Below are 26,712 nucleotides of genomic sequence, written 5' to 3'. Positions count from 1 at the left end.
GTTATGATAATTCTACATACTGCTTTTTTTCCTGGTGGCGGCTTTTTTCCGCGGAGCTGCTTTTTTACGTGTAGCGGATTTCCTCACGGCACTCTTCCTTGTGGCAGTCTTCCTGGAAGCAGCTTTCTTTGGAGCCGATTTTTTGGAAGCTGATTTCTTACTGGCAGATTTCTTAGTGGCGGTTTTACCGGCACTTTTCTTTTTGGGCACTTTAGCGCCTTTCTCTCTCGCTTCAGACAAACCGATGGCAATAGCCTGTTCACGGCTTTTCACTTTTCCACCTTTACCTCCCGGGCCTGAGCGCAGTGTTCCTTTTTTCTTTCTTCTCATAGCGCTTTCTACAGATTTGGAAGCACCTTTTGAATATCTGGGCATCTGTGTCTTTTTTGGGTTACTGAATAGTGATGGCTTGCACCACAGTAGGCGCGGCCATCCATTGTCTGTTTTTATCGAGTTGTATACAGAGCACACCGTCTGCAAATTTCGCTATGGCTTCGCCAGCATCATCGGGTAACAGGAAAGACCTGGTAAAGCTGCCTGCAAGGAATTCCTGGCGAAAGAAACGCTGCAGTTTCTTATGACGCACGGTATGTGTTTCAGCACAAACGGTTATCAGATCATCTTCACGCTTCAGTTGAATATCCTGTCGCTGATATCCCGGCAATGCCATATCAATGAAGTAAGTGGAATCCGTTTCGTAAATATTAGTGGCGGGAGCACAGGGGCTCTTCCTGTCTGTCTGGTGCTCATCTTCCAGATGGTCCAGGTCGGAGAACATCCCATAGAATGTTTTCACGTATGCATGTTCAGGCGGTTTGATATTGATTACTTCTTTCATAGCTGGAATGATTTGAAAAGTTCCCTCCGAAGGCTTCACAGGCGCAGGTTTACATCCCATTACATGCAGGAACGCAACAGAAATAACCACTGCCAGAAGGCATTTCATTTCAGTCATACGTGTAAAGGCATGGATAAGCCTGATAATATGTATGTAATTCTTATGCCAGCGTCAGCCCCTGTTTATCAGCATTTCCACCATAGTATCGTGGTGGGACTTCTACAAATAACGCATGCCGGCACAGGAAAAAAGGAATGGTATCGTTTTTTAGACCTTATTTCCAAATTCATCACTTTAAAACTATCACTATGCAACATAATGAGGATATGGTAAGTGTATTGAACGATCTCATCCGTATTAACAATGATCGTATCAATGGTTACGAAAAAGCCATCAAGGAAACCAAAGATGCAGACGACGACCTGAAGAGTGTGTTTCGCAGAATGGCCGATGAAAGCCGTCAGCATAAATCTGAACTGGTACTGGAAGTGAAGAAAGCAGGCGGTGAACCTGTAGAAGACGCCACCACTGCATCCGGCAAGATCTATCGCGCCTGGATGGACGTGAAAGCCACCTTCTCAGGAAAAGACAGGCACTCGGTGCTCGCAGCCTGCGAATTTGGTGAAGACGCCGCTCAGAAAGCCTATCAGCAGGCACTTGAAGACGAAGGCACAGCCGGAGCAGATATCAGGCAACTTGTACTGAAACAGAAAAGCGCACTCAAAGCATCACATGACCTGATCAAAAGATACAGGGACATGCAGGCCGCCATGTAAACCGGCCCGTTCCTGAAAATAAAAAACAAAACAAATCGTATGCAAACACTGATCAACAGAATCACCATCTTTTCCCTGGTTGCAGCCTCCTTCGCAGTTGGTTGTAACAACAATGCCGACCAAAAGCCTGAAGAAAGCAAGGAAGTAGCGGAAGACAAGAACGATGCAAAATTCAAGACGGACTCCTCTGAGCACAATGCACAGTTTGTAGTAGATGCCGCCAATGGTAACCTTACCGAAATCAGGCTCGCAGAACTGGCTCAACAAAAATCGACAAATAAAGACATCAAGGAGATTGCAAAAACCCTGTATGATGATCACACCGCTGCATTGAACGACCTCAAAGTGCTGGCCTCCAACAAGAGCATCAGCATCCCGGCCGATGTAACGGATGATACCAAACAGGACCTGCAGAAACTGACAGATGAAAAACCCTCCTCATTCGACAAGGATTGGACAGACAAACTGATGAACAAACATCAGAAAACAATCAGCGATTATGAGGCAGCACTCGGAACTGTAACCGATGCAGACGTCAAGAACTGGATCAATACAGTATTACCGAAGATCCGTATGCACCACGACAAATTGATGGCCCTGAATTCAAGGCTGAAAAAATAACCAACGAGTTTCATTTAAGGCACATTGGACTGATGGGGGCTGGTTTCTACCAGCTCTCTTTTTTTGTGTTAATTCATTGTGTTTGTCAAAAGGGAGGGAGATGGTATGGCGGCGGATGAAATAAACCGGCGCTTATGAATGATAGGTCAGCTGTGGAGGGAGAGATGGGGCAATGGAATGCAATGGACCTTCTTCGCTTATATTTCATAGGCCGACCAATACCACCTCCCTCCCTTTGACATTCCCGCCAAAATGCAACTCCATAAACGCAAAAAAGAAAGCTGTAGAAACTTTGATTGGAGAGGGGGAAAGAGTGCATCCCTCCGAATAAATATAACTACCCCGGACAACCGCATTCTATTGCACGAAAGACTTTTATTTAGCACTTACATAATTCTGTTAGTGGTAAACAGGATACTGGCTCCCGTCTTCCCTATATTCCACAATTCTATGATTATATGATTTCATAATTCCATAATCACACTTTTCCATTTCTTTTCATAAATACAGATGCGCTCTCACCTCCATCTTCCTTCTTCAAAGCTCCGGGGGCTTCAAAAGTATGAAGCGGTTTGCGCAGCTATTTATTTGATTGTTGAAATATCGGGGAAAGCCTGGAGCCGGGTATGGTCAGGGGCGGCCTTCAAAACATAAGCGAAGAAGCTCCATTGCATTCCATTGCCCCATCTCTCCCTCCACAGCGGACCAAAAATTCAAAAGCGTTGGTATGTTTTACAGCCGCCCCTGACCATACCCGGCTCCAGGCTCCAGATTATAGAATAAAAAAATAAAGCGGGCATCCCACCCGCTTCAATTACTTTTGAATAACTCCGGAGCCCCACTCTACACATCGCCACGGCGAATAATCCCCACCAGTAACGATATAATAGCCAATACGATCAAAATATGTATCAACCCTTTTGCACTATACACAAATACGCCCAGGAGCCACCCGATGATCAGGATCACTGCCAGGATATACAATATGCTTCTCATAGACTTCTGTTTTCTTTAACTGTAAAAATCTATTGCCTCCAAAACAGGGTATTCGTTTGTAGACACGCCTCCACAGCTTGTGCAGGAGCGTTCCACGGGTGGCATAACATTGGTACGCATCAATGGAAAACTGAAACATATGAGTACGTTGAACAAGACCGGATTAATTATCGGCATTTCAGGAACAGTCATCATCCTGCTCGGGTTGATGTTGATGAAACAATATGATTTCGGCATTTACATTTTGTACGCAGGATTGATAGTAATGGGCGTTGTTTGGGTATGGAGCATCTGGGATGTGATCGTTGCGGACGACCTTCGTTTTTACCAGAAAATGTTCTGGCTGATCATCACCATATCTGTACCGGTGATGGGAGGACTACTGTTCTATATCCTGCATCAGAAAAGGAACAGGATCGTTACTTAGTAACCCAGATTTTTGAGGCAGGTCTTCAGATTGTTGCCTTCTTTCAACACCATAAAGAATAGATCACCGAGTTTTTTTACCCTCTTCTGAATATTGTGAATCGTGAATTGCGAAGGATGAAGACCAGCCTTCACTTCTTTCCATAGTAAAGGAGTGGATACCGTGGCGCCATCGCGCGGACGCAGGCTGTAAGCCGATGCCAGGGTTTGTCCTTTTGAATTTTGCAGAAAATCGATATAGATCTTATTCCCTCTTTTCTTAAGCGAACGTTCGATGCTGGTCATGCCGGGCAGCATCTCATTCACCATTGTAGCCACGATCCTGCCGAACTCACGCACGATCTCATAATCGTATTTGTTACCCAGGGGCATGTATACGTGAATACCCGTTGCCCCCGAGGTTTTGGGATAAGCGATGGCCCCTGCATTGGTCATCACTTCCTGCACAGCCTGGGCAACGGTGATCACCTGGTCGAAAGTATTTTTGGGTGACGGATCGATATCGATAATCATATAGGAGGGCTTGTCTGCGCTGCGTGTGGTGGAATTCCAGGGATTCATTTCGATGCAACCGAGATTGGCGAGATAGATCAGTGTTGCTTTATTGTTGCACACGATATAGTCCACTGTTTTGTTGGACGAAGGAGAAAATTCAGGGTACACTTTTACATATTTTGGTGCGTTCTCGCCGGCGTCCTTATGATAGAACCCCTTATCGGTGATCCCATTGGGGTTGCGTTTGAGCGATAGCGGCCTGTCTTTCAGATAAGGAAGTATCACCGGCGCCATCATATCATAATAGGCGATCACATCTCCCTTGGTGATCTTGTCTTTTGGAAAATAGATCTTGTTAACGTTGGTGATAGTCAGCTGGTGACGGTCTACCTGTACGATATCTTCAGTTTTTTCTGCTGCTTTCATCTGTCATTGTTTTTCGTTACTGCTGTGGCGGCTTTGTCTTCCCGTAATCCAAGGAAAACAGGGTGACGGAGAATGCCTTCATTGGTCTGTTCCGTGAACTTTACTTCACAAACAAGTTCCGGCCTGATCCAGGAGACGGGTGCGTTCACTTTTATCTTTTCTGCAAATGGCGACTGGGCCGTCATCAGGGGCTGCATGAGGTCCCATAATTCTTTCAGCTTATCGTGTGTAAAACCCGTTCCGGTATGCCCGATGTACTGCAGCCTGCGGCCTTTGAACTCGCCGAGGATCAATGCACCGAAATATTTTCGGCTTCGCCTTGGTGCAGTGAATCCTGCAATCACGGCTTCCTGGTTATTGTGGTGTTTTATTTTCAGCCACTCACGGGTACGGATACCTGAATAGTATTCACTGTCTGATTTTTTGGCCATCATGCCTTCAAAGTCAAGCTTCTTTACATGATGGAAAAATTTCTTTCCGCTTCCAATTACATGATCTGAATAGCGAATCACATCACCTTTGCAGGAGCTCAATAATTTTTTCAGCAATTCCTTGCGGCTCAGCAATGGTAATTCGCGCACATCTTTGCCATTGAGGAAGAGCAGATCGAACACGTAGTAGTGAATGGGATAGCGGGGGTCCTGCTCATATTCCTGGAGCATCTGGAAACGTGGCCGCCCATCTTCGTTCAGCACAACGATCTCGCCGTCCAGCACGCAATCATGTTTGATCTTTGTGATGGCTTCAGCAACCGGAGGATATTTTTGAACGAAGGAAAGGCCGTTGCGGGAATACAATTTCAGTTTTTTCTTTTTCCATTCTGCAATGGCGCGATAGCCGTCCCATTTCATCTCGAAGATCCATTCATCATTATCGAATGGATGATCTTCAAGACTGGCCAGCATCGGCTCAATATATTCCTCGTATTTGCGGCCTTCATTGCCGAAGACTCTAGAAGGAGGCCGTTTTTTCGTTGTAGTTTTTATAGCACCTGTAACCGGTGCTGCTTTGGGAACGGTGGTTTTCGGCAATGATGCTTTTGCTGCAGCAGCTTTACCGGAAGCCGTTTTTTTAGTGGCAGTATTCTTTGGCACAGGTTTGCCGGACCTTGCTTTTTTTGATGAAGCTTTCCCGGCAGGCTTGCCGGCTCCTGCTGTTTTTTTTGCAGGGGCCGCTTTCTTTGCTGCACTTTTCTTATCAGGCTTTTTTTGTGCCATATGCTTTTTTTGAAACAGGTTTGCGGGCGGACTTTGAAGAGGCTTTGGCAGCAGTGGCCGTTGTTTTCCGGCCAGCAGACTTCACAACTGAAACAGTCTTTGAACCTTTTGTAGTTCTTGAAGCAGGTTTTGCCGAGGAGATCCGGGGCTTACTGCCCACTGTCTTTGAAGCAACACCTGATACCGGCTTCTTTGCTTTGGCTGTTTTTTTTGCGGAACCAGCCTTCCGGGAAACTGTTGCCCTGCCGGATGTGGTCTTTGCGCTTCTGTTACTCTCCCATACCTTCTCTCCTTTTGCGCCCTTTGCAAAAATTTCCTTTTTCGATTTTCCCTTGATCAGCTTTTCCGCATCGTATTTCGTTTTCACTGCGTACTCATCATTGTGTTTGATGAGAAGCCAGTTCTTTTCATCGCGTTTCAATCTCACCAACACGAATTCACCACTGAGCTTGCTGCCCTGGATCACGAATTTGATCTCACCATTCTTCAACCATTTCAGTGCTTCCTTTTCGGAGATCGGTTCTATTTCCGCATTCACGGGAATATAATTCCCATGGTCCCAAACCTGCACCACCCCTGCGCCATAATTGCCTTCGGGGATCACACCGGCAAAATCGATATAATCCACCGGGTGGTCTTCCACCTGCACGGCCAGCCGTTTGTCTGCGGGGTTCATACTCGGTCCTTTCGGTACTGCCCAGCTTTTGAGCACGCCATCCAGTTCCAGCCTGAAATCATAGTGCAGGCGTGTGGCATCATGGCGTTGCACTACAAAACGGAGATGATCACCCGAAGATCGCTTACTACCGGCAGGTTCGGGCGTATTCCTGAAATTCCTTTTCTTCTTATAATCTTTGAGCATGATATTCCATTTTGATCAATGTTGTCAGGAAGCGCGTTTCTTTTTCGTTTCAAGGCTTGCTTTCAACTGGCTCATCAGATCGCTTGCGCGTGAGTGCACCACTTTGAGTGCCGGTGTGGTGATCTTCTTTCCTTTCGCTTTGGCCTTGATCAGTTTCATCAGCTTTTCAGAGTAAGTGTCTTTGAACTCGGAGATATCGAATGGGCCGGATAGCTGCTCTATCAGGCTCATGGCCATTTTCAGCTCACCCGGCTTTACTGATTTCGCAGTCAGGTCAGGGATATTCAACTCTGAGTGATCCCGGATCTCTTCTTCGAAACGAAGCCTTTGCACCACCAGCACCCCATCTTCCGCCTTCACCACGCAGATCGTTTCTTTGGTGCGCAGCACAAAGGAACCCAGTCCTACTTTTCCACTTTTATTGAGGGCTGCCCAGAGCAGCGCGTATGCGCGTGCACCGGATTTGTCCGGCTCCATGTAATAAGGCGTTTCCCAGTACATGCTGTCGATCTCGGATTCTTCGGCAAAAGTGGAAATGGAGATGGTCTTTGTTTTTTCGGGCATGGCCTTTTCGAAATCCTTATCATCAAGCACAACATAGCGCCCGTCGAGATTATAGGCTTTCACGATATTGGCCCACTGGACCACTTTTCCACTTTTTTCGTTGATGCGCTGGAACTTGATATTGGCATGATCTTTCTTATCGAGCATGTCCAGGTCCAGAGAGCTTTCCTGGACAGCGCTGTAGAGTTTTACGGGAATGTTCACCAGCCCGAAGCCGATGGCGCCCGACCAAATTGCACGCATACCGGTAGTTTTTAGATGAGTTACGGTACGGGCCTGGGGGGTATAGTAATTTACTCAATTTTTTCCTTACGGAAAGAAAGTACAAACATGGTGCCGCTGCCGGGTGTGGAATGAACGTCCACGCCTGCCTGGTGCGCCTGCAGGATATTGAGGGTGGCTGCCAGCCCCAGGCCGAGGCCATTGCGTTTGGAAGTAAAATAAGGCTCAAAAAGGCGCTGCAGGTTTTCAGGAGAGATGCCACAGCCATTGTCTGTGATCCGCACTTCATAGTGCTGTGGCTGGCTGCTGAGGTTGATCTCCAGCTCTCCTTCCCCTTCAGTCATCGCCTCCACGGCATTGATGATGATATTCAGGAAGGCGATCTTCAGCTTCTCTTTGTCCGCCATCACTTCCACGATATCATCGGGGTACCTGATACTGGTCTTGATCTGTTTCAGCATGATGCGGTCCATGGCAGCGGTGATGCTTTCGTCCATGATATCCTGTAATGGCACTTTGCGCAGGATGATGTCCGTGGGCCTTGCCGTATCCAGTAATTCGGAGATGATGGCGCCGATTCGTTTGGTGTTGCGGAGGATGATCTGGTAGTAGCTGAGTTGTTCCTCTGTGAGGCCATCATGACGGAGATGGTCAAGCGATAAATGGATATTCGTGAGCGGGTTCCTGATCTCATGGGCAAGTGTGCGCGCCAGACGGCCGGTTGCGGCCAGCTTCTCACTCATCACCAGGTTCTTTTCTGCCTTACGGAGACTGGTGATATCGTGCAGGATGCCCTGCATATAGAAGGAGCCATCGGGCCGTTCAACGGAAGTAGCGGAGAAAATGCAATGCAGTTCTTCTTCTTCACTGTTGAGCAGGTCAAGCTCCAGGTCTTCCACTTCTCCTTTTTCCTTCAACAGCAGGGCCAGGTATTCAGCAGCCTGTTTGTTGGGCATGAGATCATAAAGCGTGAGGCTGGCCAGTTCCTCCGATGTATAATTGAATAGCTGGTTGGTGGCCTGATTAACGGTAAGGAATTGCAGCGCAGTGTCTGCAAGGAATATAGCGTCTTTAGATTTCTCGAAGATATTACGGTATTTCAGCTCATTGTCGCGAAGCGCTTTCATGGACCGTGCATTCGCAAGCGAGTAGCGGATACAGCGTTCCAGTTTTTCTGCATTGAGTTCGCTCTTGACGAGGTAGTCGGCTGCTCCGGCCAGCATGGCTTCCATGTCTACCTTGTGATTGCCTTTGCCGGTGAGAAGAATGAGCGGCGCTTCGCAATTGCGCAGCAGCGCCTCTTTCAAAAGATCGAGGCCTGTGCGCGCGCCGAGATAATAATCTATGAAGTAGAGATCATATCTGTAATGGCAGATATGGTCCATCGCCTGTTGGTAATTGTAGCACCAGTCCACCTTGAAATTCCCGTTGATCTCTTTCACCAGTGTGCTGGTGATAAAAAAATCATCTTCATCATCGTCTATGATCAGGATACGTATGGGTTCAGTGGAAATGAGCATGGATAAGACCGGGGTTTATTGTGATTCGGGCAGGATGATGGTAAAAGCAGCTCCCTTGTCAGGAGCGCCGGTGGCAGAGATCATGCCTGCATGGTTGTCTGCAATCCTTTTGCAGATAGCCAGTCCAATGCCTGATCCGGGATATTCGGCTTTTCCATGCAATCGCTGGAAGAGCTGGAAGATCCTTTCTGCATACACTTCTTCGAAGCCGATGCCATTGTCTGACACCACAAATTTATAATAGTTACCTGCAGAACGGAGTTTCATTTTTTCTTTTTCCTCCCTGCTCAGTTTATTGCTGTTGATGCTGACACGCAGCGGCACACCGGGGCGCTGGAATTTGAGCGCATTGGTAAGCAGGTTGCGGAACAATTGTTTTATCTGCACGGGATTCACTTCAATGTCCGGCATTGGTTGTATATCGATGAAAGCATGCGAATCCTCGATGCTCAGATCTAGCTCATCTACCACCTGCTGAACAAGTGTTTTGATATCCGTTTTCACAAATGGATGCTGCATCCGCGTAACGCGGGAGAAGTCCAGCAGATTGTCTATCAGGACGCGCATGTTCTCGGCAGAAGCCAGCATGCGGTTCAGGTAAACGGTGCCTTCCTCTGAAAGCTGGTCGCCACAGCGGTTGCGAAGCCTTTCCCCGAATGTGCTGATCTTGCGCAGTGGCTCCTGCAGGTCATGCGAAGCCACGTATGCAAACTCTTCCAGTTCGTGGTTGGAGCGGTTGAGCTCGTCCACTTTTATCTCGAGTTTCTGTTCGTATTCCTTGAGCTTGGTAACATCATGTGTGATACCAAATATCTTCACGGCTTTTCCGTGTGCATCCAGCTGCACTTTACCGAAAGACTCGATGGTTTTGGATTGCCCGTCTGTAGTGAAGATAGATGATTGCCGCACATAGGTCTCGCCGTTTTCGATGATCTCATGAATGGCTTCATTGGTCTTCTTTACGTCTTCCGAGGAAAGATGTGACCGGAAGAATTCGAAGAGGTCCATTCCTGCTCCGCTCATTCCATCGGAGTAGCCGAGCAGCCTGCTCATCCCGTCCGACATCACCATCTGTTGTGTATCGAGCGACAGTTCCCAGGTACCCAGATTGAGGAATTCCTCTTTCTGTTCCACCATTTTCTTATAGTGCATCAGATCGCGGAGCAGCTGTGTTTTCTCAGTTACATCGCGGTTGATGCCGATCCCTTTTATTGCGTTACCAGCTTCATCGTATTCGAATTTCATCTTGGTGGTGATCACACGCTCACGCTTATCGTGCGTGATCACATGATAAGTGTATTCGAAAGGAGTTTTGTCTGCAATGGCCGCAGCGCGTATCTCCCGGAACTGCCTTGCATCTCCCGGCTCAAGGTGGGCAAGGTAGAAATCATCGGTTACCTCATTGCTGGCTGTTTCCTGATCATATCCCATGATCCGGAACATGCCATCCGACCAGGTGACTTTATCCGTTTGAATATCCCATTGCCAGGTACCGAAGAGTAAAAGTCCTTCCACATCATTGTACAGTTCTTTTACTTTTTTCACCTCTTCAACAGGGTTCACGGAATTCTTTCCTTCTTCGTTATCATTCGTCACCATTTTCAGATATGAGATGTTGTTATTGGCTTCTTCACGTCTCATCCGCTAACGATTATTTAATTCCTGATATAGTTTGATCTTATTGTACAGCGTTTTCCGGTCTATATTCAAAAGTTTGGCGGCTTTGCTCTTGTTGAAATTGGTTTCCTTCAGAGCTTTCAGGATCAGTTCATATTCCAGGTCGATGCTGGCTTCCTTGAGACTGTTCTCGAAGGGTGCGCGGCGTAGCGGCCTTTGTTCTTCCACCACCACGGGCGGGGCTACCTGTGCAGCTTCCGCATATTGCTCATTGTTATGCTCGAACAACAATTTCTTGTAATTGCTGATCTCGAAAGGCAGGCTGCGCACCTCGATAAAATCACCATCGGTGAGCAGGGCTGCTCTTTTAACTACGTTGCGGAGCTCTCTAAGGTTCCCATGCCATACATAATTCCTGAAAATTTCTTCCACTTCAGGCGAAAATCCTTTTACATTTTTCTGCAATCCTTCATTCGCTTTATCCAGGAAATGACGGGCGAACACCATGATATCATCCTTGCGCTGGCGCAATGGCGGCAGCTCGATGGTGAATTCATTGAACCGGTGGAAAAGATCTTCCCTGAACTTTCCTTTCTGTGCCGCATCCCAGAGCTTTTCATTACTGGCGATGATAATGCGCACGTCCAGCGGGATATCCTTTGTACCTCCCACTCTTCTCATCTTCCGTTCCTGAATCACGCGCAGAAGGCTCACCTGGATATCATAGCTCAGGTTGGCAATCTCATCCAGGAAGATAGTGCCTCCGTTGGCCAGTTCAAAGCTTCCGGGCTTCTGGTTGATAGCGCCGGTGAAAGAACCTTTTTCATGACCGAACAGTTCACTACCGGCCAGCTCCCTGCTTAATGCGCCGCAATCGATGGCCACAAAGGGAAAGGCAGCGCGTTTGCTCTTCTTATGGATCTCCTGTGCAATGGCTTCCTTGCCACTTCCGCTCTCTCCGTAGATGATCACACTGTAATCGGTTGGCCCTACCAGTGAGATCTGGTCTATCAGATGCTGGAAAACAGGACTGTTACCGAAAATATAATCGCCGTTATTGCCATTCGTTTTCTTCTTTTCTTTTTTTACATCATCGTGCACGCCGTTGGTAGGGGGTGCTGCAGGAGCAGTACCGGCCTGCTGCAGGGCGGACTGGATGGTATTGAGGATCTCTTCCGGGAACAGCGGCTTGGTCACATAATCGTACGCGCCAAGCTTCATCACATCCACAGCAGTTTTGAGATCATTATAGCCTGTAATGATGATCACGGGCATCGACGGATATTTTTCCTTGATCTTCAGCAGCATGGTCTTTCCATCCATTCCTTCCATCCGGTAATCACACAGCACAATGTCTATATCCTTCACCTCTTCCAGCAGCTCAAGGGCTTTTTTGGCAGAATAGGATTCCACGGTCTCATAACCATGCTTGGTCAGGAACTTATTCATCAGGAAACATATATCACGATCATCATCAATGACTAAGACTTTTGGCATAGCTGGCAGGTTTTTATGGTATAAATGTACGTTGAATCGATTGATAAGGTTATTATGCTGATCATCCCCAAACGGCGCGCATCTGCGCAGTAGGTATCCTCAGCAGTTCACGGTATTTGGCCACTGTTCTTCTCGCGATCTTGTAACCGTTCTTTGCAAGGATCACCACCAGTTGATGATCGGTGAAAGGGCTCTTCTTGTCTTCCGCAGCAATCGCTTCTTCCAGTGCGTGCTGGATGATCCGGTTGCTCACTACTTCTCCCTGTTCGTTGGCCAGTCCTTCCGAGAAGAGGTCTTTCAGCAAAATATTACCGAAAGGCGTTGCTGCATATTTGTTGCTGGTGATGCGGGATACGGTTGAAATATCCACGCCCACTTCCCTGGCGATATTCTTCAGGATCATTGGTTTCATCATCAGCGGATCACCTTCCTTAAAATATTCATATTGCCATTTCACGATGGTGCGCATCACGCGGAGCATGGTGCTTTCACGTTGCTGGATAGCCGAAATGAACCATTCTGCGGCCTGCAGCTTACTCTTGAGGTATTGTCCTGCCGCCTTATCATCCTTTGCACACTGGTTCTTTACGTTCTCCATCCAGCTGTGACTGATATGGAGCGAAGAGGAACGCTGGCGCGAAAGGCTCACATCGATGGTATCACCTTCCACTGCGATCACGAAATCAGGAACGATATAATTCCTGTTACCGGATTCCTCTGTTGCTGCCATAATAGGTTGCAAAGGCAATGCCGCGATCAGTTCCAGCACGATCCGTAATTCATCTTCTTCCAGTCCTATGCTCTCCATGATCTTGTCGAGCTGACGGTTCTTCAGATCATTGAAATGATCATGCACCAGCTTGAAAGCGGCCGCTACATCCGGACGGTGTGTGTTCTTTCGTTCCAGTTGCAGCAGCAGGCATTCGCGGATATCGCGGGCTCCCACTCCGGCAGGATCAAGTGTTTGGATCACTTTGAGCAAACGCTCCAGTTGCGGCGCCTCGATCCATTCGCCGTACTTAAAACTCATGTCTTCCGCCAGGGAGCTGAGCTCCTGGTCCAGCATGCCGTTCTCGTTCAGAGAATCGATCAGGTAGCAGACCTGCTGAAAATCCTTTTCTTCCATCAGCAGCAGCCTGCATTGCTCTTTCAGGTGCTCGCGAAAATCAGCCACCTGCGCAATAGGCCGGTCAGGAATGGCTTCACCTGTAAAATAATTGGCATACTCGGTCCTGTAGTCCGGGATATCATCGTAACCAAATTCATCCCAGTCTGCAAAATCCTGTATAACTTCGCTTTCTTCTCTGAGGCTGTTATCATCTGCGGGTGCTTCCTCCAGCAGGGGATTTTCTTCCAGTTCCTGCTGTATGCGATGTTCCAGCTCCAACGTATTCAGATGAAACAGGTTCAGCAACTGGATCTGTTGAGGCAGTATCCGTACCTGCTGTTTCTGAGTAAGGTGTTGATAGATCATGGCAATTGATTAATTGTGTTCAACTAGTAATGCAAGGGTTAAACCAAAAACTTGATTTTATGCATTTTCTTTTTGATTCCGCTACCACACTGATTCTTAACAGGTTTAAAATACAACCGGATCATAGCCGTGTAAACGGCCCGGTTCTTGAAGATGTAGAATTATTTCCACAAATCGAGGAATCTCTTCCATGAAGTTCAGATTTCAGTACATATATATCGCCTTCCTGCTCTCCTTTGTGATACTGACTGTTCTGGCCGTTCTCTTTTACCAGCGGCTGATGAACACGCAACGGTATTCCAATGCGGTGGAACATACATATGAAAAACTATATCTGCTCAGTCGCGTGGATGCGTATATGAAAGATGCCATCAGCAGTGAACGCGGCTTTATCCTCACGCGCGACTCAACTGTGCTGGAGCCTTTACTGAGCAACGCACCGAAGATCAATCCGCTGATCGATAGTCTCCGCGCACTCACCAATGATAACAACAGACAGCAGATCAACGTCAATAACCTGAAGCGCATCGTTTCCGAGCGGCTCAACCAGGTGCGTACTAACGTGAACAAAGCAGCGCTAAGGGAGAACAGCAGCCAGGATATTCGCCTTCTCCAATCGAAAGTGCTGATGAATGATTATTACGATGTGCTGAGAAAGATAGAAAGTGAAGAAAGAAGTATGCTGCTGTTCAGGAATATTCAGAAAGACAGTTACCAGGCCAATAACCCGAAACTGTTGTATGCTATTTTCGTTTTTGCCACTGTAGTGTTTGTACTCAGTTTTCTCTTTATCAATAGAGAACTTCGGAAAAGGCTCAGCTTTCAGCAGCAACTGCAGAACCAGGTAGGATCACTGAACCGGGCCAATATAGAGCTGGACCAATTGACCAATGCACATTCACATCATTTGCAGGAGCCACTGCGTAAGATACAGACCTTTACCACCCGCTTACTGACCAAACAAAATGGCAATCTGAATGAGGAAACCAGGATGTTGCTGGAAAAGATCAATACCACGGCAGAACATATGCATGGCCTTACGGCAGACATGGCCAAGTACTCCAACCTGATCTCAAACCGGGAAGCCGCAGTGGACGTGGACCTCAACTATGTGCTCTTCAAAGTGGCGGAACAGGTGGATGCGCGCCTCACCATGAACCACGCCAGCCTGGTAGTAGCCAATACCTTACCGGTAGTGCGCGGAATTCCAATGCAACTGGCCATCCTCTTTGAGCAACTGATAGATAATTCCATTAAGTTCTCCCGCCGCGATGTGCCGCCGGTGATCACCATCACACATGAAGAAACGGTGGGCAAAACCATTAGTGATAAACTGCTGTCCGTTTTCGGAGGCACTCTTTATTATAAGATCAGCGTGGTGGACAATGGGATGGGATTCAGTAATGAATTTGCAGAAAAGATCTTCGGCATTTTTGAAAAACTGGAAACGCAACAACTCTTCCTCAACAGCAAGGGCATTGGCCTCGCGATGGTGAAACGCATCATGATCAATCATGGCGGGAATGTTTCCGCATCGGGATATGTAGGCCAGGGTGCTGTTTTCTATTTGTATTTTCCTGTTCCTAACCGCTAGGGCTATCCCACAATTTCGCCTCCATTCACATGGATCACCTGCCCTGTGATATATGCCGCATCTTCACAGGCCAGGAAAAGGAATGCAGGGGCCAGCTCATAGGGATAACCGGCTCGCCCCATCGGTGTTTTCTTTCCAAAATCATTCACATGTGCTTTGGTGAAACTGGCAAAGATGAGCGGAGTCCACACAGGTCCCGGTGCCACGGCATTCACACGTATACCCGATTCAGCCAGGTTCTTCGCCAGTGCGCGGGTGAAAGAAACAATGGCGCCCTTGGTAGCGGAATAATCGATCAGATGTTCACTGCCCCTGAAAGCCACTACCGATGCAGTGTTGATGATACAACCATCTTTGTCCATCACTTTCAATGCTTCCTGGGAAGAATAAAAGAAAGGATACATGTTCACATCAAATGTGTGCTGGAACTGCCGGGTACTGATCTTCTGGAAATCATAATCCTCTTCGTGAGTGCCGGCATTGTTCACGAGTATCGATAACTTCTTGAAATGCCTGTATACATCTTTCACCATTTTACGTGCGAATGTTTCTTTGCTCAGGTCTCCTTTCAGCAATAGACATTCACGTTGCTCCGCTTCCACCAGTTGCTGTGTTTCCTTTGCATCCTTATCACTGCTCCTGTACGCGATGGCCACATCGGCTCCTTCACGGGCAAAGAGCACAGCTACGGAACGCCCGATGCCACTGTCGCCGCCGGTAATGATGGCTACTTTATCCTTCAGCCTTCCTGACCCAAGGTACCCGGGCCGGATGATCATATTGATCTGGTCCAGCTGTTTTTTCTGTTTGGGCTTTGCTGGTGTTTTTTTCAGTTTTGCCATTTTCCATTTTTCTGTTCCTGTAAAATTCCTGTACCAGTTACTGAGGTGTAATCTCCACAGCCAATGAGGGTATAACAGTTGATTATCCATCCGATACAAATACAGTAAAACGGAATGGATGAATTTTTATGGGGTGTGATCGGCACCGGAAATATTGCGGAAGCATTTGCAGAAGACCTGCACCTGGCAAAGAATGCCAAACACCGTATCAGCGCGGTACTGAGCCGAGAGATGAGCACTGCCCGCGAGTTTGCAGAAAAGTTTAAAGCGCCGGATTCCTTTGACGATCTGGAACAGTTTGCAGCCCACTCCCAGGTGAATGCAGTGTACATCGCCACACCGCACCCGATGCACTTCGAAGAAGCACAGGTTTGTCTGAAACATAAGTTGCCTGTGCTCTGCGAAAAACCGATGGGCATCAGCAAACGTCAGGTAGCCGAAATGTTCGAAACGGCAAAACAGTACAACACTTTTCTCATGGAAGCAATGTGGACGCGCTTCCTGCCAAGTATCGGCATGGTACAGGAGATGCTGCAGAACGAAGCCATCGGTGAGCTCAGGCATATCAATGCTTCACTCAGCTTCCTGGCTCCGCGCGAAGAAGGCAGTCGTTATTTTGAACCTTCACTCGGCGGCGGCTCACTCCTGGATCTCGGCATCTACCCCGTGTTCCTGTCGCAACTCCTGATGGGCAAGCCTACCAATATCCATTCTTCCATTAAACGCTCCGAAAAAGGAATCGACGAAAATTGCGCTATGCTGTTGCAATTCGGTGCTGATAAATATGCCATGCTGGAATCTTCACTGATCACGCAAACACCCAATACAGCCACTATTACTGGCACAAGCGGACAGATCATTATCACCAATCCCTGGAACGAAAAGCCGCCTTCCATTGTTTATGAAAAATATCATGGTGTAAAATGTGAAGAGCCGGTGCAATGGGAGGGACGCGGACTGCAGTTTGAAGTGGAAGAAGTGTATGATTGCCTCCGGCAGGGAAAGATCAGCAGTGAAAAGATGTCGCCTGAATTCAGTCTCAACCTCATCGAAACGATGGACACTATCCGACACCAGCATTCCATTCGTTATCCATTCGAATAAAAAAGTTTGCCATGGAAAAAAACTCAACGCTGTTCCAGTTCTTTCACTGGTACTACCCTGATGATGGTTCCCTGTGGGACCATTGCCGGGAACAGGCAGCCCACCTGGCATCGCTGGGCGTAACACATGTTTGGCTGCCTCCTGCTTACAAATCAGCTAACGGTACAGCAGAACCGGGATACGCAGTATATGATCTTTTCGATCTGGGCGAATTTGATCAGAAAGGGACAGTTCGCACCAAGTACGGCACCAAAGAACAATATCTTCAATGTATCAAAGCCCTCCATGATGCCGGCATCCAGGCCATCGCCGACCTGGTGCTCAATCACAAACAGGGGGCGGATGAACAGGAGCATATCATGGCCCGCCGCGTGAATGCTGAGAACCGCAATGAGATCTATCCTGAATCCATCGGTATCGATGCCTTCACCAAATTCACCTTCCCGGGAAGAAAAGGAAAATACTCCAACTATATCTGGAACCATGATTCCTTTACTGCGGTTAGCCTGGGCCGTGATAACGAGCTACAGATCTATCTGCTGGAACACCAGAACGGGCAGGACGGATGGGAACAAATGATGGACGGGGAAAAAGGGAATTTCGACTACCTCATGGGCTCAGACATCGCGTTCGATCGTGAATTCGTCAGGGAAGAGCTCAAACACTGGATCAAATGGTATATCGAAACAACGGGAGCAGACGGGTTCCGGCTCGATGCTGTTAAACATATCACCGTGAAATTTTTCAAAGAATTCATCCCGTATATCCGGGAAGTGTATGGAAGGGATTTCTTCTGCATCGCCGAATACTGGAGCCATAACAAGGATTCCATCATACAATACTGCAATGAGCTGGAACAGTATTGTCTCATGTATGATGTGCCGCTGCACTTCAATATGTATGAAGCCTCCATGAAGAAGAAAGATTACGATCTGCGGACCATGTACCAGAACACCATCCTGGAAGCATTGCCAGACAAAGCACTCACCTTCGTGAACAATCACGACAGCCAGCCGCATCAATCCCTGGAAAGCTGGGTGGATTACTGGTTCATGCAACATGCCTATGCATTCGTCTTGCTGCGTGAAAAGGGCGTGCCCTGCGTTTTCTATCCTGATCTCTACGGAGCCAGGTATGAAACCAATGGACATAACATCGAGCATGTTCCCGTATTCCCATTGGGTAAAATGATGCAGGTGCGCCACAAGCTTTCGTATGGGGAACAGGAGGATCATTTTGATCATCCCAATACCATCGGCTGGGTAAGAAAAGGAGTGGAAGAAATGGAGTTTTCGGGTTGCGCTATCGTACTCTGTAACGGAGAGGAGGGCGATAAATTGATGAATATGGGGCCTGCACACGCCAATAAAACATTCATTGACAGTACCGGTAACCGGCAGGACAAAGTGCAGACAGATGAACATGGGCAGGCAACCTTTAAAGCCAATGGGGAAAGCGTTTCCGTTTGGGTGCGCGAGGAAGCCATGGCCATGCTGGCATGAAATTTTAAACAGTATAATTAATAAAATGAAAGCCTATGTTACGCTGGACAATCATATTCTTAGTGGTAGCGATCATAGCCGCTATCTTCGGATTCGGTGGCATCGCAGCAGGTGCTGCCGGCATTGCAAAAATATTGTTCTTCATTTTTATAGTCCTCTTCTTACTGAGTTTGATTGCAGGACGACCGAAGGGTGTTGATTAATACAACTGACTTCATAAGGCAACGGACAATTATAAGCGGGCAAGCCAGGATGGTGTAATACCTCCTGGCTTTTTTTGTGTTGTTGTCAGATACCCACCTGACGGCAGGTGACCTGTATTAGTTCGCCTCCCGGGAAAGCATAAAAATAGCCCCGCCATTTCCGGCGAGGCTTTCAACCAAATCAACGTCTGCCCCAAAATCTTTCCGCACAATGTGTGGTTCTTCATTTTTATATAGAAACCGTCCTATTGCTATTGTATCGTAAATGCCAAGCTGATGAATCCACTTATCTGGCGGGTGTCTATTGCTTGATAGACGGTATTTTCTTTTCAGTTTTTTCAGGATCGTGGATCGGTGTATCGATCTCCGGATCTTTGTTATCTGAGAGATCTTTATCGTCTGAATACTTACCGCGTTGTGTTCCCTGATCTTCCGTTTCATCTATACGGTCCTGTTGGTCCGTATTGGTGATGTCGTTTTCCTCATTGGTTACTTTAGGCTGATGACCGCTTTGATTTGGTTTCTCTCTGGGTTCCTTTTCCGCATATCCGCTCTTGTTATGACCCTTATCGAAATTCTGCTCTATGTTATCCTTATTGCCGTGCTGTTTGTTCGCTGATTTATCTTCAGGTTTTTGAGCTGATTGCTTATTCGGATCATTTTGCTTGTTCATACTTCACATTTTAATGGTTCAACATTTTTGATTCCCTTTTCGCTTTGTTCTGAATGGATAAGTAAAAAAACCGTACCGCTTACCAACAGGTAAAGCTTTGTACTATTTGTACTTTTCATACTCAAAATGTTGATGGGGTGTGATTGCTACAAGCTGCCCCATAGCAGATGCTGCGGGTTTCTGCAGTGCGCTAACAGGATTTCCTGAAGCAAGAATAGAGTGGCTAAATATACCCAGTACCCATTGTTATTCCATATCCGGGAATTACATTTGTAGAAACGTTACCAACCCTTTATGCAAAAACTCTTTATCCTCATAGCCGAAGACGATGCCGACGACAGGTTCCTGTTGCAGACTGCATTCGAAGAAAACGGCTTTACGGATTCACTTGAATTTGTTGAGAACGGGATAGAGTTAATTGAATACCTTACCGGTATTATGCATAGCAAAACCCTCGATATCAATTATCCCGGTTTCATTCTTCTGGACCTCAATATGCCGAAGAAAGATGGACGTGAAGTACTGAAGGAGATCAAACAACATCCTGAATTAAAGAAGATCCCTGTTATTGTTTTCACCACCACTAAAAATGAAAACGAGATCAGGCGTTGTTATGAACTGGGAGCGAATACCTATGTAGTGAAGCCCGTGAGCTTCGATGCATTGGTGAAAGTGATCTTTGAGATCCGCAGCTATTGGATGAATACTGCTTCCATCCCATTTTAATTATTTGAGGGCCGGAATCTTTTTCTTCTTTTTGAATAATCCTGCCAGCAGTCCTGCCGCTTTTTCCGCAACATATCCTGTTGCCATATTCCTGATCACAGGTGCGCCTGTTTTCCTGAAAAGCAATCCCAGCCCAAGGTTCAGACCGGCAGCTATTATCCCCTTTCCTGAAGTGAATTTTCCTACTGAAGAAATCATTTTTGCTGCAGGAGCATATTGCTCCTTCACCGTTTCCCACTGGTCCGCAACAACGTCCTGTTGCAAACTCAGCTGATGACGCAGCGCTTCTTCCTCTTTCAGCAGGTCCGCATAAGACCGGATCACCGGATTACTCGTATATTTTACGGACGATAATGTTTCTGACATAAGCGAAGAGTTTTTTTCTTGATACAATCAGAATGAATGCTACCAGCAGGTAGAAACCAGCCGTGATCAGGTAGCCGGTGGCCATATTGCTGAGGATGTTCCCCAACCAATACCCCAGTGACAGACCTCCGAATGCGATCACCAACAGAAAGAATACAGAAATTATCAACACCACCACAATGGATGCCGCAACCCCTGAAGACTTCCTGGTGGCCGTTACCAGCGTGAGTTTGTAGTACGTTTGTACTAATTCGATCACATCATCTGCGAGTTGTCCGGTTTCATTTCTTTCTTCTACAGCCGCCATATGATTGATTTTTTTATTTTTGGAACGAAATTTTCTGCTAAAAAACAATGCCTTTCAATGCAGGCAGCTTAAAATGCAGATGGTCTTACACAACTAAACAAGTGAGCTAAACGTTAGTTCAAAAAGCCGAATACCTGAGCACCCCGAAGAAAATATTGATCATAGACGACGAGCAGGACCTTTGTTCACTGTTGAAAGTGTACTTCTCCCGCAAAAACTACGTTGTTCATTACACGCATACCCTGCAGGAAGGCGTGCAGGAAATGCAAACCCTGCACCCGGACATCCTGTTCCTGGACAATAACCTCCCGGACGGCATCGGATGGATGCAGGTGGAATCTTTTCTGAAAGTGAATCCTGAATTGAAATTATACCTGATGAGCGGCTACCAGCCAAAGACGCCGGATATTCCGGGCCTTCAGTTCCAGGTACTGACCAAGCCTATCTCCTTCGCTGATCTCGATCATCTCTGAATGCAACCTTATAGTTGACGCATGTACAACAGCCAGTCGATCATACGGCTCGTATAGCCATATTCGTTATCGAACCAGGTGATCAGCTTCAGGTGATTGCCTACCACAGTGGTGAGCGTTCCATCAACGATCACGGAATGCGTGTTACCCTTGATGTCCAGGCTTACCAGCGGATCCTCGGTATATTCCAGGATTCCCTTGTATTCATTCAGGGCAGCCGTGCGGAACAGCTTGTTGATCTCTTCCTTGGTGACTTTATTCTTCAGTTGCAAAGTGAAATCCGCCATCGCGCCATTGGCAACGGGCACGCGGGTAGACACGGCAGCGATCTTCTCCGCCATCATCGGGAATAGTTTCTCCAGCGATGTTTGCAGATCGATCTCCACAGGAATGATGCTCTCGGCAGCAGCACGTCCCCTGCGGAACTGCTTGTGCGGCGCATCCACCAGTTCCTGGCGTGATGTGTAAGAGTGCAGGATATTCAGTTGCACGGACTCAATACCAATGGCATTGAGGATATAGAGGATATGTGTGGAGCAATTGGTCATACAGCCGCCCGGGCTCAGAATTGGGGTCTCAGCGGTGAGGGCATGCTGATTGTATCCATAGATCATGAGTGGAATATCTGCTGATCCGGTGGTGGACAGCAGCACCTTTTTAGCCCCGCCCTGCAGGTGAATGCCGGCGCCGGCTTTATTGGTGAACATGCCAGAGCATTCCAGCACTACATCGATACCGAGGTCTTTCCAGGGAAGTGCGGTTGGGTCAGATTGCTGGAATACGGAAACGGACTTGCCTCCTGTTTTCAACTGGTTGTTTTCCAGGGCCATAGAGGGAGGAAATGTTCCATAGACAGAATCATATCGAAGAAGGTATTCCAGATTGGCGGGCTCCATGATATCATTCACGGCTACAAGGTCTATATCGGGATGGTTCACAAGGCGACGGAAAAGCAGTCGCCCGATCCTGCCCATCCCATTAATGGCTATTCGCATAGGTTTCTAACATTAAAGCAGGCGCAAATATAGCTGAAGCTGGCATCTGAACATCGTTAAAAGGATAAAGAACTGATAATCAGGGATGAAAAATTAACAATATCTAAAATTTACAAGCGGTACCCTCCCGGTGCATTCCGGGAAAGGATAAAGTCTTACATTTGACCTGAACCTTGGTCCTGTGGAAATATCCCAAAACCAATCCACGATTCGCCTTACCAGGCTCATTAAATTCTACCGCCCGGGTTAACGGGAAGCCAACTGACTTACTACCATTAATTCTTCTTTTTGTAAACTTTAAAAAAGAGTGGAGGAGATCCGTATGTATTCTTATGCTCTGTTAGAGACTGGCTGTTATTACCTGGTACAGGAGAAAGAAGAAAGCCCTGTTACCCTGATCAAGGTTACCGTTGACACCGATCATTGCCTGTATGTAACACGCTATGCAGAAGGTCCTGTGATGGAATGGAAGAAGAAAAATGATCCCATTTTCGACATCCTGGAATTACTGAGCGACGACAAAGTACGCGAATGGCAATCTGTGTACAACGATAATGAAGATGCCTATTATGAGGAGGATGATGAATAAAAAATTCATAGGCGGGGCCTTCCGGTCCCGCCACTACTTCTCCCACCCTATAAACATTTTTTCTTCGCTTCTGCCTGCTCCCTTTTTACACCTGCACCTGACTTCACTGCTTTGCGGTGACCGGAAGCTTTCTGCTCCGGCAGACCATTGCCTAAAATTTGCATACATTCACCCGTAAGAAAAATTTGTACCGGTCAATTGCGTTCCTATATTGCAGCATATCGTATATGGATTGTTGAATTTCATAAATTGATACGATTTGAGTTTATTAAATAAGTTGACGCCCGGCATGAACTATCAGGATGATAAGTACAAGGCAACCCGCAAATGGTTGCTGGTGATAATTAGTGCGCTTACAGTATTACCGCTTGCCCCATTGATCAACCGGTATATTCCGCCATTGATCATCGGGAACTGGAACCTCGATCTCACGGTGTCCATTATACTGGCCGCCGTATTCACCTGGATAGTTCTGCGCCTCTTCCGTTTCCTCCTCATCCCCGCAGTGGCCCTGCTGGTGCTGGTACTGCTATATAACCAGCTCACCAACGGTTACGGTTTCAAACGCATCATGTCTGATTACAGGACCATGGTGGAACAGAACTGGGGACGCAAAAGCCAGAAGGAGATCGACCTTGTACTGAGCCCCACCATCTTCGAAGGCCCCCTCGCAAAAACAGTAAAGGCCCTTCAATCCAAAGTGAATTCGCAGGACTCTGTGGTGCGTAATTTTTCGGTGGAACATTCCCTGGATTACTTCGACGAATACCATACCAAGTATGGTCCCATCGTTCGGCAGCTCTCACTCTTCAAATACATCAACAACCATTTCAAGTATGTATCGGACTCCGAGCGTGATGAATATTTCGCCACGCCAAGGGAAACCATTCAGAACGGAATGGGCGGCGACTGTGATGATCATACCATCCTCATGACCTCAGCGCTCAAAGCCATCGGCGGCCATTGCCGGATGGTATTGACTGAAGGTCATCTCTATCCTGAATTGTATGTGGGAGATGAAAAAGCATTTGAAAGAATGCAGCAGGCTATTATCCATCTCTTCAGCGATCAGGCCATCGAGAATATCTTTTATCACGAACAGGATGGACAATACTGGATCAACCTTGACTACACGGCCAAATATCCCGGCGGCCCCTACCTCAGTGAGAAAGCATTTGCTATTATCGACCTGTAGGCGCTGCTCAAAGAATTGAGCTGATTTTCTAATAAGTTGTAAAAATGGAATCTTCCTGCGATTTGTTGCGTTCGTCAGAGTTACGGTCTGACCGGATCTTTTTGTGTCGGGATTTCGCAGGTTCCTGCCTCCGAACCAGCAGGTAAGCGCAACTACCTACCGTGAGCGCAACGATACTGGAGATATAATAGATAATGAAATTATCGGTTTCATTGCTGGCTTTCACCCAGAAGTAATCGAATATATAAATGATCACATAAGTGCCATACTGGAACAGCAGGGCTGCGTCGATCAGCATCTGCGCCTTTTCGCGCGAAGAATGCTCAAGCTTGCGCAGGTGATACACCAGGTCCCAGATAATGATGGTGAACACCAGTATCAAACCCAGTCCCAGCAAGTATTTGAGACCATCATAGTTCAAACCCTGAAAAAACGGGTTCAAACAGAGCGCCAGTAAATAAATGGGAAGTACAATGCGAGTGAAATTGCGGATCCCGCTTAGTTTGGTGGTAAAACAATAAATGGCAATCACCAGCGGCATATCGAGCATATTATAAATGATGCCGATATTGACCATTACATTTTCCGGAATGCCGGTAATCTTATCTGTGATGTTGATAAATCCGCTGAGGGCCCAGTAAGCTGCAAAAACAAGTAAAGTAGTTTCCTTCCACAGTCTTCTGATCGCCACGATCGCAATGGGCAGAAAATATGCCACGACCGTCAACACTGATATCAAATGATATAATTGATTTTTCACTGCTCTTTCGTTACGCTGTAAAATCGCTTAAAAGGGTTCAAATATTGTAACCATTTCATTTTTCAGTAATTGTACTTCGCTAATTCTGCATAAAATACGATGGATTGGATCATAACTACTTGCAATGGGTTTCCACTGATGGAAAATCCTGCAACAGAACCTTCAACATCTACCATTCAACTGCTGTAATGGCCTGCCGGCCTGCACTTCTGCCATTCGCCCCGCCTCGCTTTCCGGGCTTTGTTTCTTTTTTTATATTTATGCAGTTCGCTCTAAACTCACCAAAAACAACTGTATGCGTATAAGCTTCCCTGTTATGATGTTCCTGCTGTTGGTTTCCGTTGCATCCGCACAGGAAAACAATTTACCCCAGGATTATCTCAGTCCTGAATTCCATGCAGGAAGAAGAGAAGCCCTCCGGGAACTGATGCCAGACAATTCCGTTACCGTAGTATTCGCCTATCCCATGCGGAAATTCTCCAACGACGTTGACTATGTTTATCATCCCAACCCCGATCTGTATTATTTTACCGGCTACACAGAACCCAATGCCATGCTCTTTATCTTCAAGGAGCCGCAAACTGCAGCCGATGGCAGTACTTACAAAGAACTTTTCTTTGTACAGAAACGCGATCCCGGCGCCGAACAGTGGACCGGCATCCGCCTCGGAGCAGAAGGAGTGAAACAAAAACTGAAGATCGCACAGGTGTTCAATGGCGGCGATTTCAGCAAGCATCCCATCAGCTTCGATAAATTCAGTCAGGTACTGCTCTACGGTTTTCCACAGGATATGGATCGCAAACAGACACGTGGCGAAGGGCTGTATGCACTCATGAACCAGTTCATCGCAAGGTCCGGTTATTCAGATTCCCTGAATGGAAAAGGGAAATTCAATACTACCCTTTATTACAAATACACAGCCCAGCTGCGGGAGATCAAGACCGAAGAAGAGATCGCGCTGCTCCGAAAAGCCGTGGAGATCTCCTGCAATGGACAGGTGGAAGTGATGAAAGCCGTAAAACCGGATATGTCTGAACGTGAGATCCAGGGCCTGCATGAATTCGTGCATAAAAAATACGGCGCAGAAGAAGTAGGCTACCCGAGTATCGTAGGCGCAGGCAACAACGGCTGCGTGCTGCATTACCAGGAAAACAACGATCTCCAGGTGGCCAACCGTATGGTGCTGATGGACGTGGGCGCGCAATATCACGGCTACACGGCAGATGTTACCCGCACCATTCCCGCCAATGGTAAATTCACCGCTGAACAGAAACTCATCTATCAACTTGTATACGACGCACAGGAAGCCGCTTTCAAATTATGTAAAGACGGCGCCAGCTGGCAGGAGCTCGACAAAGTTTCCCGTGAAGTGATCCTCGAAGGACTCGTAAACCTGGGCATCGCCAAAAACAAATCGGAAGCAGGCAAGTATTATCCCCATGGCCTGGGTCATCATATCGGACTGGATGTGCACGACCGCGGAAATTACGGTACCGTTAAAAAAGGAATGGTGATCACAATCGAACCAGGCATCTATATTCCGAAAAACAGCAACTGTGATCCAAAATGGTGGACCATCGCGGTTCGCATCGAGGACGATCTGCTGATCAGAGAGAAGGATTATGAGCTGTTATCACGCAATGCCCCGCGGACCATCGCGGAGGTGGAAAATACCATCGCACAGAAAAGTGCGCTGGACAATTTTGTGCTTCCCCCCTTACAATCAGGCAAAAAAGGATTCTAGACTGGTAGAATTACGCGTATTTCCATCGGAATATACGATGATATACATGTTTTTTATACTATTCTTAACGTAATAACTGAACAGCAAA

General features: G+C 47.2%; 29 protein-coding genes. 12 read left to right on the top strand and 17 right to left on the bottom strand.

All coding sequences use genetic code 11. From position 1 onward, the window contains the following. Nucleotides 1-12: 12 nt before the first annotated feature. Nucleotides 13-375, bottom strand: coding sequence for a DUF6496 domain-containing protein (locus FSB84_RS15595; RefSeq protein WP_130538867.1), 363 nt, complete (start codon nt 373-375; stop codon nt 13-15). A 16-nt stretch (nt 376-391) separates the two neighbouring features. Beyond that, nucleotides 392-838 (bottom strand): Hsp20/alpha crystallin family protein, encoded by a 447-nt coding sequence (locus FSB84_RS15590; protein WP_158643931.1) that lies wholly within the window; start codon nt 836-838, stop codon nt 392-394. A 308-nt stretch (nt 839-1,146) separates the two neighbouring features. Between FSB84_RS15590 and FSB84_RS15585 the strand changes: the two genes are divergently transcribed. Then, nucleotides 1,147-1,614: a ferritin-like domain-containing protein gene (locus FSB84_RS15585; protein ID WP_130538865.1), complete on the top strand. Its 468-nt coding sequence runs from the start codon at nt 1,147-1,149 to the stop codon at nt 1,612-1,614. Between the two features lie 39 nt (nt 1,615-1,653). After that, nucleotides 1,654-2,235, top strand: coding sequence for a DUF4142 domain-containing protein (locus tag FSB84_RS15580; protein WP_130538864.1), 582 nt, complete (start codon nt 1,654-1,656; stop codon nt 2,233-2,235). An 843-nt stretch (nt 2,236-3,078) separates the two neighbouring features. On the opposite strand, the gene FSB84_RS15575 is transcribed toward FSB84_RS15580, so the two are convergent. Then, on the bottom strand, nt 3,079-3,231 hold the full coding sequence (locus FSB84_RS15575; RefSeq protein ID WP_127127261.1) for a lmo0937 family membrane protein: 153 nt from the start codon (nt 3,229-3,231) through the stop codon (nt 3,079-3,081). Between the two features lie 139 nt (nt 3,232-3,370). Here FSB84_RS15575 and FSB84_RS15570 point away from each other — a divergent pair, with 139 nt between their 5' ends. Then, a complete protein-coding gene (locus FSB84_RS15570; RefSeq protein ID WP_130538863.1) occupies nt 3,371-3,658 on the top strand; it encodes a PLDc N-terminal domain-containing protein in 288 nt (95 codons plus the stop codon). Here the strand turns inward: FSB84_RS15570 and ligD (FSB84_RS31075) are convergent. From ligD (FSB84_RS31075) to rpoN, 8 genes are all read right to left on the bottom strand, one after another. Continuing rightward, on the bottom strand, nt 3,655-4,578 hold the full coding sequence (gene ligD, locus FSB84_RS31075) for a non-homologous end-joining DNA ligase (protein WP_207234166.1): 924 nt from the start codon (nt 4,576-4,578) through the stop codon (nt 3,655-3,657). The two genes, FSB84_RS15570 and ligD (FSB84_RS31075), sit on opposite strands and share 4 nt — an antisense overlap. Beyond that, on the bottom strand, nt 4,575-5,795 hold the full coding sequence (gene ligD / locus FSB84_RS31070) for a non-homologous end-joining DNA ligase (protein WP_207234165.1): 1,221 nt from the start codon (nt 5,793-5,795) through the stop codon (nt 4,575-4,577). The genes ligD (FSB84_RS31075) and ligD (FSB84_RS31070) overlap by 4 nt, the downstream gene beginning before the upstream one ends. Continuing rightward, nucleotides 5,776-6,657 (bottom strand): DNA polymerase ligase N-terminal domain-containing protein, encoded by an 882-nt coding sequence (locus tag FSB84_RS15560; RefSeq protein WP_225980079.1) that lies wholly within the window; start codon nt 6,655-6,657, stop codon nt 5,776-5,778. The genes ligD (FSB84_RS31070) and FSB84_RS15560 overlap by 20 nt, the downstream gene beginning before the upstream one ends. A gap of 24 nt (nt 6,658-6,681) precedes the next feature. Continuing rightward, entirely contained in the window at nt 6,682-7,464 is a 783-nt protein-coding gene (ku, locus tag FSB84_RS15555; RefSeq protein ID WP_130538861.1) for a non-homologous end joining protein Ku, read from the bottom strand. Nucleotides 7,465-7,514: 50 nt separating this feature from the next. Beyond that, nucleotides 7,515-8,963: a hybrid sensor histidine kinase/response regulator gene (locus FSB84_RS15550; protein WP_130538860.1), complete on the bottom strand. Its 1,449-nt coding sequence runs from the start codon at nt 8,961-8,963 to the stop codon at nt 7,515-7,517. Between the two features lie 15 nt (nt 8,964-8,978). Further along, nucleotides 8,979-10,604 (bottom strand): sensor histidine kinase, encoded by a 1,626-nt coding sequence (locus FSB84_RS15545; protein WP_130538859.1) that lies wholly within the window; start codon nt 10,602-10,604, stop codon nt 8,979-8,981. A 3-nt stretch (nt 10,605-10,607) separates the two neighbouring features. After that, on the bottom strand, nt 10,608-12,077 hold the full coding sequence (locus FSB84_RS15540) for a sigma-54-dependent transcriptional regulator (protein WP_130538858.1): 1,470 nt from the start codon (nt 12,075-12,077) through the stop codon (nt 10,608-10,610). Between the two features lie 61 nt (nt 12,078-12,138). Continuing rightward, nucleotides 12,139-13,551: an RNA polymerase factor sigma-54 gene (gene rpoN / locus FSB84_RS15535; protein ID WP_130538857.1), complete on the bottom strand. Its 1,413-nt coding sequence runs from the start codon at nt 13,549-13,551 to the stop codon at nt 12,139-12,141. A gap of 190 nt (nt 13,552-13,741) precedes the next feature. Between rpoN and FSB84_RS15530 the strand changes: the two genes are divergently transcribed. Continuing rightward, complete coding sequence (locus FSB84_RS15530) at nt 13,742-15,145, top strand: sensor histidine kinase (protein WP_130538856.1); 1,404 nt, start codon at nt 13,742-13,744, stop codon at nt 15,143-15,145. Between the two features lie 2 nt (nt 15,146-15,147). On the opposite strand, the gene FSB84_RS15525 is transcribed toward FSB84_RS15530, so the two are convergent. Then, on the bottom strand, nt 15,148-15,987 hold the full coding sequence (locus tag FSB84_RS15525; RefSeq protein ID WP_130538855.1) for an SDR family oxidoreductase: 840 nt from the start codon (nt 15,985-15,987) through the stop codon (nt 15,148-15,150). A gap of 114 nt (nt 15,988-16,101) precedes the next feature. On the opposite strand from FSB84_RS15525, the gene FSB84_RS15520 reads away from it, so the two are divergent. The 3 genes from FSB84_RS15520 to FSB84_RS15510 are packed head-to-tail and all read left to right on the top strand — an operon-like array spanning nt 16,102 to nt 18,796. After that, nucleotides 16,102-17,091: a Gfo/Idh/MocA family protein gene (locus tag FSB84_RS15520; protein WP_130538854.1), complete on the top strand. Its 990-nt coding sequence runs from the start codon at nt 16,102-16,104 to the stop codon at nt 17,089-17,091. Nucleotides 17,092-17,102: 11 nt separating this feature from the next. After that, nucleotides 17,103-18,593: an alpha-amylase gene (locus FSB84_RS15515; RefSeq protein ID WP_130538853.1), complete on the top strand. Its 1,491-nt coding sequence runs from the start codon at nt 17,103-17,105 to the stop codon at nt 18,591-18,593. Nucleotides 18,594-18,628: 35 nt separating this feature from the next. Further along, entirely contained in the window at nt 18,629-18,796 is a 168-nt protein-coding gene (locus FSB84_RS15510; protein WP_130538852.1) for a DUF1328 family protein, read from the top strand. A 301-nt stretch (nt 18,797-19,097) separates the two neighbouring features. On the opposite strand, the gene FSB84_RS15505 is transcribed toward FSB84_RS15510, so the two are convergent. After that, nucleotides 19,098-19,469 (bottom strand): hypothetical protein, encoded by a 372-nt coding sequence (locus tag FSB84_RS15505; RefSeq protein WP_130538851.1) that lies wholly within the window; start codon nt 19,467-19,469, stop codon nt 19,098-19,100. A gap of 294 nt (nt 19,470-19,763) precedes the next feature. On the opposite strand from FSB84_RS15505, the gene FSB84_RS15500 reads away from it, so the two are divergent. Continuing rightward, nucleotides 19,764-20,195 carry a response regulator gene (locus tag FSB84_RS15500; RefSeq protein WP_130538850.1) on the top strand — a complete coding sequence of 144 codons (432 nt, stop codon included), beginning with the start codon at nt 19,764-19,766 and terminating at the stop codon, nt 20,193-20,195. Here FSB84_RS15500 and FSB84_RS15495 read toward each other — a convergent pair whose 3' ends face one another. Together FSB84_RS15495 and FSB84_RS15490 are read right to left on the bottom strand one after the other, a co-directional pair. Further along, nucleotides 20,196-20,561, bottom strand: coding sequence for a hypothetical protein (locus FSB84_RS15495; RefSeq protein WP_130538849.1), 366 nt, complete (start codon nt 20,559-20,561; stop codon nt 20,196-20,198). Next, complete coding sequence (locus FSB84_RS15490) at nt 20,524-20,868, bottom strand: hypothetical protein (RefSeq protein ID WP_130538848.1); 345 nt, start codon at nt 20,866-20,868, stop codon at nt 20,524-20,526. The genes FSB84_RS15495 and FSB84_RS15490 overlap by 38 nt, the downstream gene beginning before the upstream one ends. 155 nt (nt 20,869-21,023) lie before the next feature. On the opposite strand from FSB84_RS15490, the gene FSB84_RS15485 reads away from it, so the two are divergent. Next, nucleotides 21,024-21,341, top strand: coding sequence for a response regulator (locus FSB84_RS15485; protein WP_158643930.1), 318 nt, complete (start codon nt 21,024-21,026; stop codon nt 21,339-21,341). A gap of 8 nt (nt 21,342-21,349) precedes the next feature. Here FSB84_RS15485 and FSB84_RS15480 read toward each other — a convergent pair whose 3' ends face one another. After that, complete coding sequence (locus tag FSB84_RS15480; protein ID WP_130538846.1) at nt 21,350-22,336, bottom strand: type I glyceraldehyde-3-phosphate dehydrogenase; 987 nt, start codon at nt 22,334-22,336, stop codon at nt 21,350-21,352. A 307-nt stretch (nt 22,337-22,643) separates the two neighbouring features. Here FSB84_RS15480 and FSB84_RS15475 point away from each other — a divergent pair, with 307 nt between their 5' ends. Both FSB84_RS15475 and FSB84_RS15470 read left to right on the top strand, forming a co-directional pair. Further along, entirely contained in the window at nt 22,644-22,925 is a 282-nt protein-coding gene (locus tag FSB84_RS15475; protein ID WP_158643929.1) for a hypothetical protein, read from the top strand. Nucleotides 22,926-23,184: 259 nt separating this feature from the next. Continuing rightward, a complete protein-coding gene (locus tag FSB84_RS15470) occupies nt 23,185-24,120 on the top strand; it encodes a transglutaminase-like domain-containing protein (RefSeq protein WP_225980078.1) in 936 nt (311 codons plus the stop codon). A gap of 28 nt (nt 24,121-24,148) precedes the next feature. Here the strand turns inward: FSB84_RS15470 and FSB84_RS15465 are convergent, their stop codons facing one another. Beyond that, the gene (locus tag FSB84_RS15465) at nt 24,149-24,859 is read right to left on the bottom strand and encodes a hypothetical protein (RefSeq protein ID WP_130538844.1); all 711 of its coding nucleotides are present in this window, start codon (nt 24,857-24,859) and stop codon (nt 24,149-24,151) included. Nucleotides 24,860-25,175: 316 nt separating this feature from the next. Between FSB84_RS15465 and FSB84_RS15460 the strand changes: the two genes are divergently transcribed. Further along, nucleotides 25,176-26,624: an aminopeptidase P family protein gene (locus FSB84_RS15460; protein ID WP_130538843.1), complete on the top strand. Its 1,449-nt coding sequence runs from the start codon at nt 25,176-25,178 to the stop codon at nt 26,622-26,624. Nucleotides 26,625-26,712: the final 88 nt, after the last annotated feature.

It is taken from the genome of Pseudobacter ginsenosidimutans (genome assembly GCF_007970185.1).
Lineage (GTDB): Bacteria > Bacteroidota > Bacteroidia > Chitinophagales > Chitinophagaceae > Pseudobacter > Pseudobacter ginsenosidimutans.
The sequence above is the reverse complement of the archived record's forward strand: the minus strand, read 5'-3'. Positions and strand labels throughout refer to the sequence as shown.

Excerpts from the sequence above, each read along its gene's own strand:
- FSB84_RS15560 (WP_225980079.1), bottom strand. The coding sequence starts at position 6,657 with ATGCTCAAAGATTATAAGAAGAAAAGGAATTTCAGGAATACGCCCGAA.
- FSB84_RS15515 (WP_130538853.1), top strand. The coding sequence starts at position 17,103 with ATGGAAAAAAACTCAACGCTGTTCCAGTTCTTTCACTGGTACTACCCT.
- FSB84_RS15510 (WP_130538852.1), top strand. The coding sequence starts at position 18,629 with ATGTTACGCTGGACAATCATATTCTTAGTGGTAGCGATCATAGCCGCT.
- FSB84_RS15480 (WP_130538846.1), bottom strand. The coding sequence starts at position 22,336 with ATGCGAATAGCCATTAATGGGATGGGCAGGATCGGGCGACTGCTTTTC.
- FSB84_RS15585 (WP_130538865.1), top strand. The coding sequence starts at position 1,147 with ATGCAACATAATGAGGATATGGTAAGTGTATTGAACGATCTCATCCGT.
- ligD (WP_207234166.1), bottom strand. The coding sequence starts at position 4,578 with ATGAAAGCAGCAGAAAAAACTGAAGATATCGTACAGGTAGACCGTCAC.
- FSB84_RS15545 (WP_130538859.1), bottom strand. The coding sequence starts at position 10,604 with ATGAGACGTGAAGAAGCCAATAACAACATCTCATATCTGAAAATGGTG.
- FSB84_RS15570 (WP_130538863.1), top strand. The coding sequence starts at position 3,371 with ATGAGTACGTTGAACAAGACCGGATTAATTATCGGCATTTCAGGAACA.
- FSB84_RS15580 (WP_130538864.1), top strand. The coding sequence starts at position 1,654 with ATGCAAACACTGATCAACAGAATCACCATCTTTTCCCTGGTTGCAGCC.
- FSB84_RS15590 (WP_158643931.1), bottom strand. The coding sequence starts at position 838 with ATGAAAGAAGTAATCAATATCAAACCGCCTGAACATGCATACGTGAAA.
- FSB84_RS15550 (WP_130538860.1), bottom strand. The coding sequence starts at position 8,963 with ATGCTCATTTCCACTGAACCCATACGTATCCTGATCATAGACGATGAT.
- ligD (WP_207234165.1), bottom strand. The coding sequence starts at position 5,795 with ATGGCACAAAAAAAGCCTGATAAGAAAAGTGCAGCAAAGAAAGCGGCC.
- FSB84_RS15525 (WP_130538855.1), bottom strand. The coding sequence starts at position 15,987 with ATGGCAAAACTGAAAAAAACACCAGCAAAGCCCAAACAGAAAAAACAG.
- FSB84_RS15540 (WP_130538858.1), bottom strand. The coding sequence starts at position 12,077 with ATGCCAAAAGTCTTAGTCATTGATGATGATCGTGATATATGTTTCCTG.
- FSB84_RS15575 (WP_127127261.1), bottom strand. The coding sequence starts at position 3,231 with ATGAGAAGCATATTGTATATCCTGGCAGTGATCCTGATCATCGGGTGG.
- FSB84_RS15495 (WP_130538849.1), bottom strand. The coding sequence starts at position 20,561 with ATGTCAGAAACATTATCGTCCGTAAAATATACGAGTAATCCGGTGATC.
- FSB84_RS15490 (WP_130538848.1), bottom strand. The coding sequence starts at position 20,868 with ATGGCGGCTGTAGAAGAAAGAAATGAAACCGGACAACTCGCAGATGAT.
- ku (WP_130538861.1), bottom strand. The coding sequence starts at position 7,464 with ATGCGTGCAATTTGGTCGGGCGCCATCGGCTTCGGGCTGGTGAACATT.
- FSB84_RS15520 (WP_130538854.1), top strand. The coding sequence starts at position 16,102 with ATGGATGAATTTTTATGGGGTGTGATCGGCACCGGAAATATTGCGGAA.
- FSB84_RS15500 (WP_130538850.1), top strand. The coding sequence starts at position 19,764 with ATGCAAAAACTCTTTATCCTCATAGCCGAAGACGATGCCGACGACAGG.
- FSB84_RS15530 (WP_130538856.1), top strand. The coding sequence starts at position 13,742 with ATGAAGTTCAGATTTCAGTACATATATATCGCCTTCCTGCTCTCCTTT.
- rpoN (WP_130538857.1), bottom strand. The coding sequence starts at position 13,551 with ATGATCTATCAACACCTTACTCAGAAACAGCAGGTACGGATACTGCCT.
- FSB84_RS15505 (WP_130538851.1), bottom strand. The coding sequence starts at position 19,469 with ATGAACAAGCAAAATGATCCGAATAAGCAATCAGCTCAAAAACCTGAA.
- FSB84_RS15460 (WP_130538843.1), top strand. The coding sequence starts at position 25,176 with ATGCGTATAAGCTTCCCTGTTATGATGTTCCTGCTGTTGGTTTCCGTT.
- FSB84_RS15595 (WP_130538867.1), bottom strand. The coding sequence starts at position 375 with ATGCCCAGATATTCAAAAGGTGCTTCCAAATCTGTAGAAAGCGCTATG.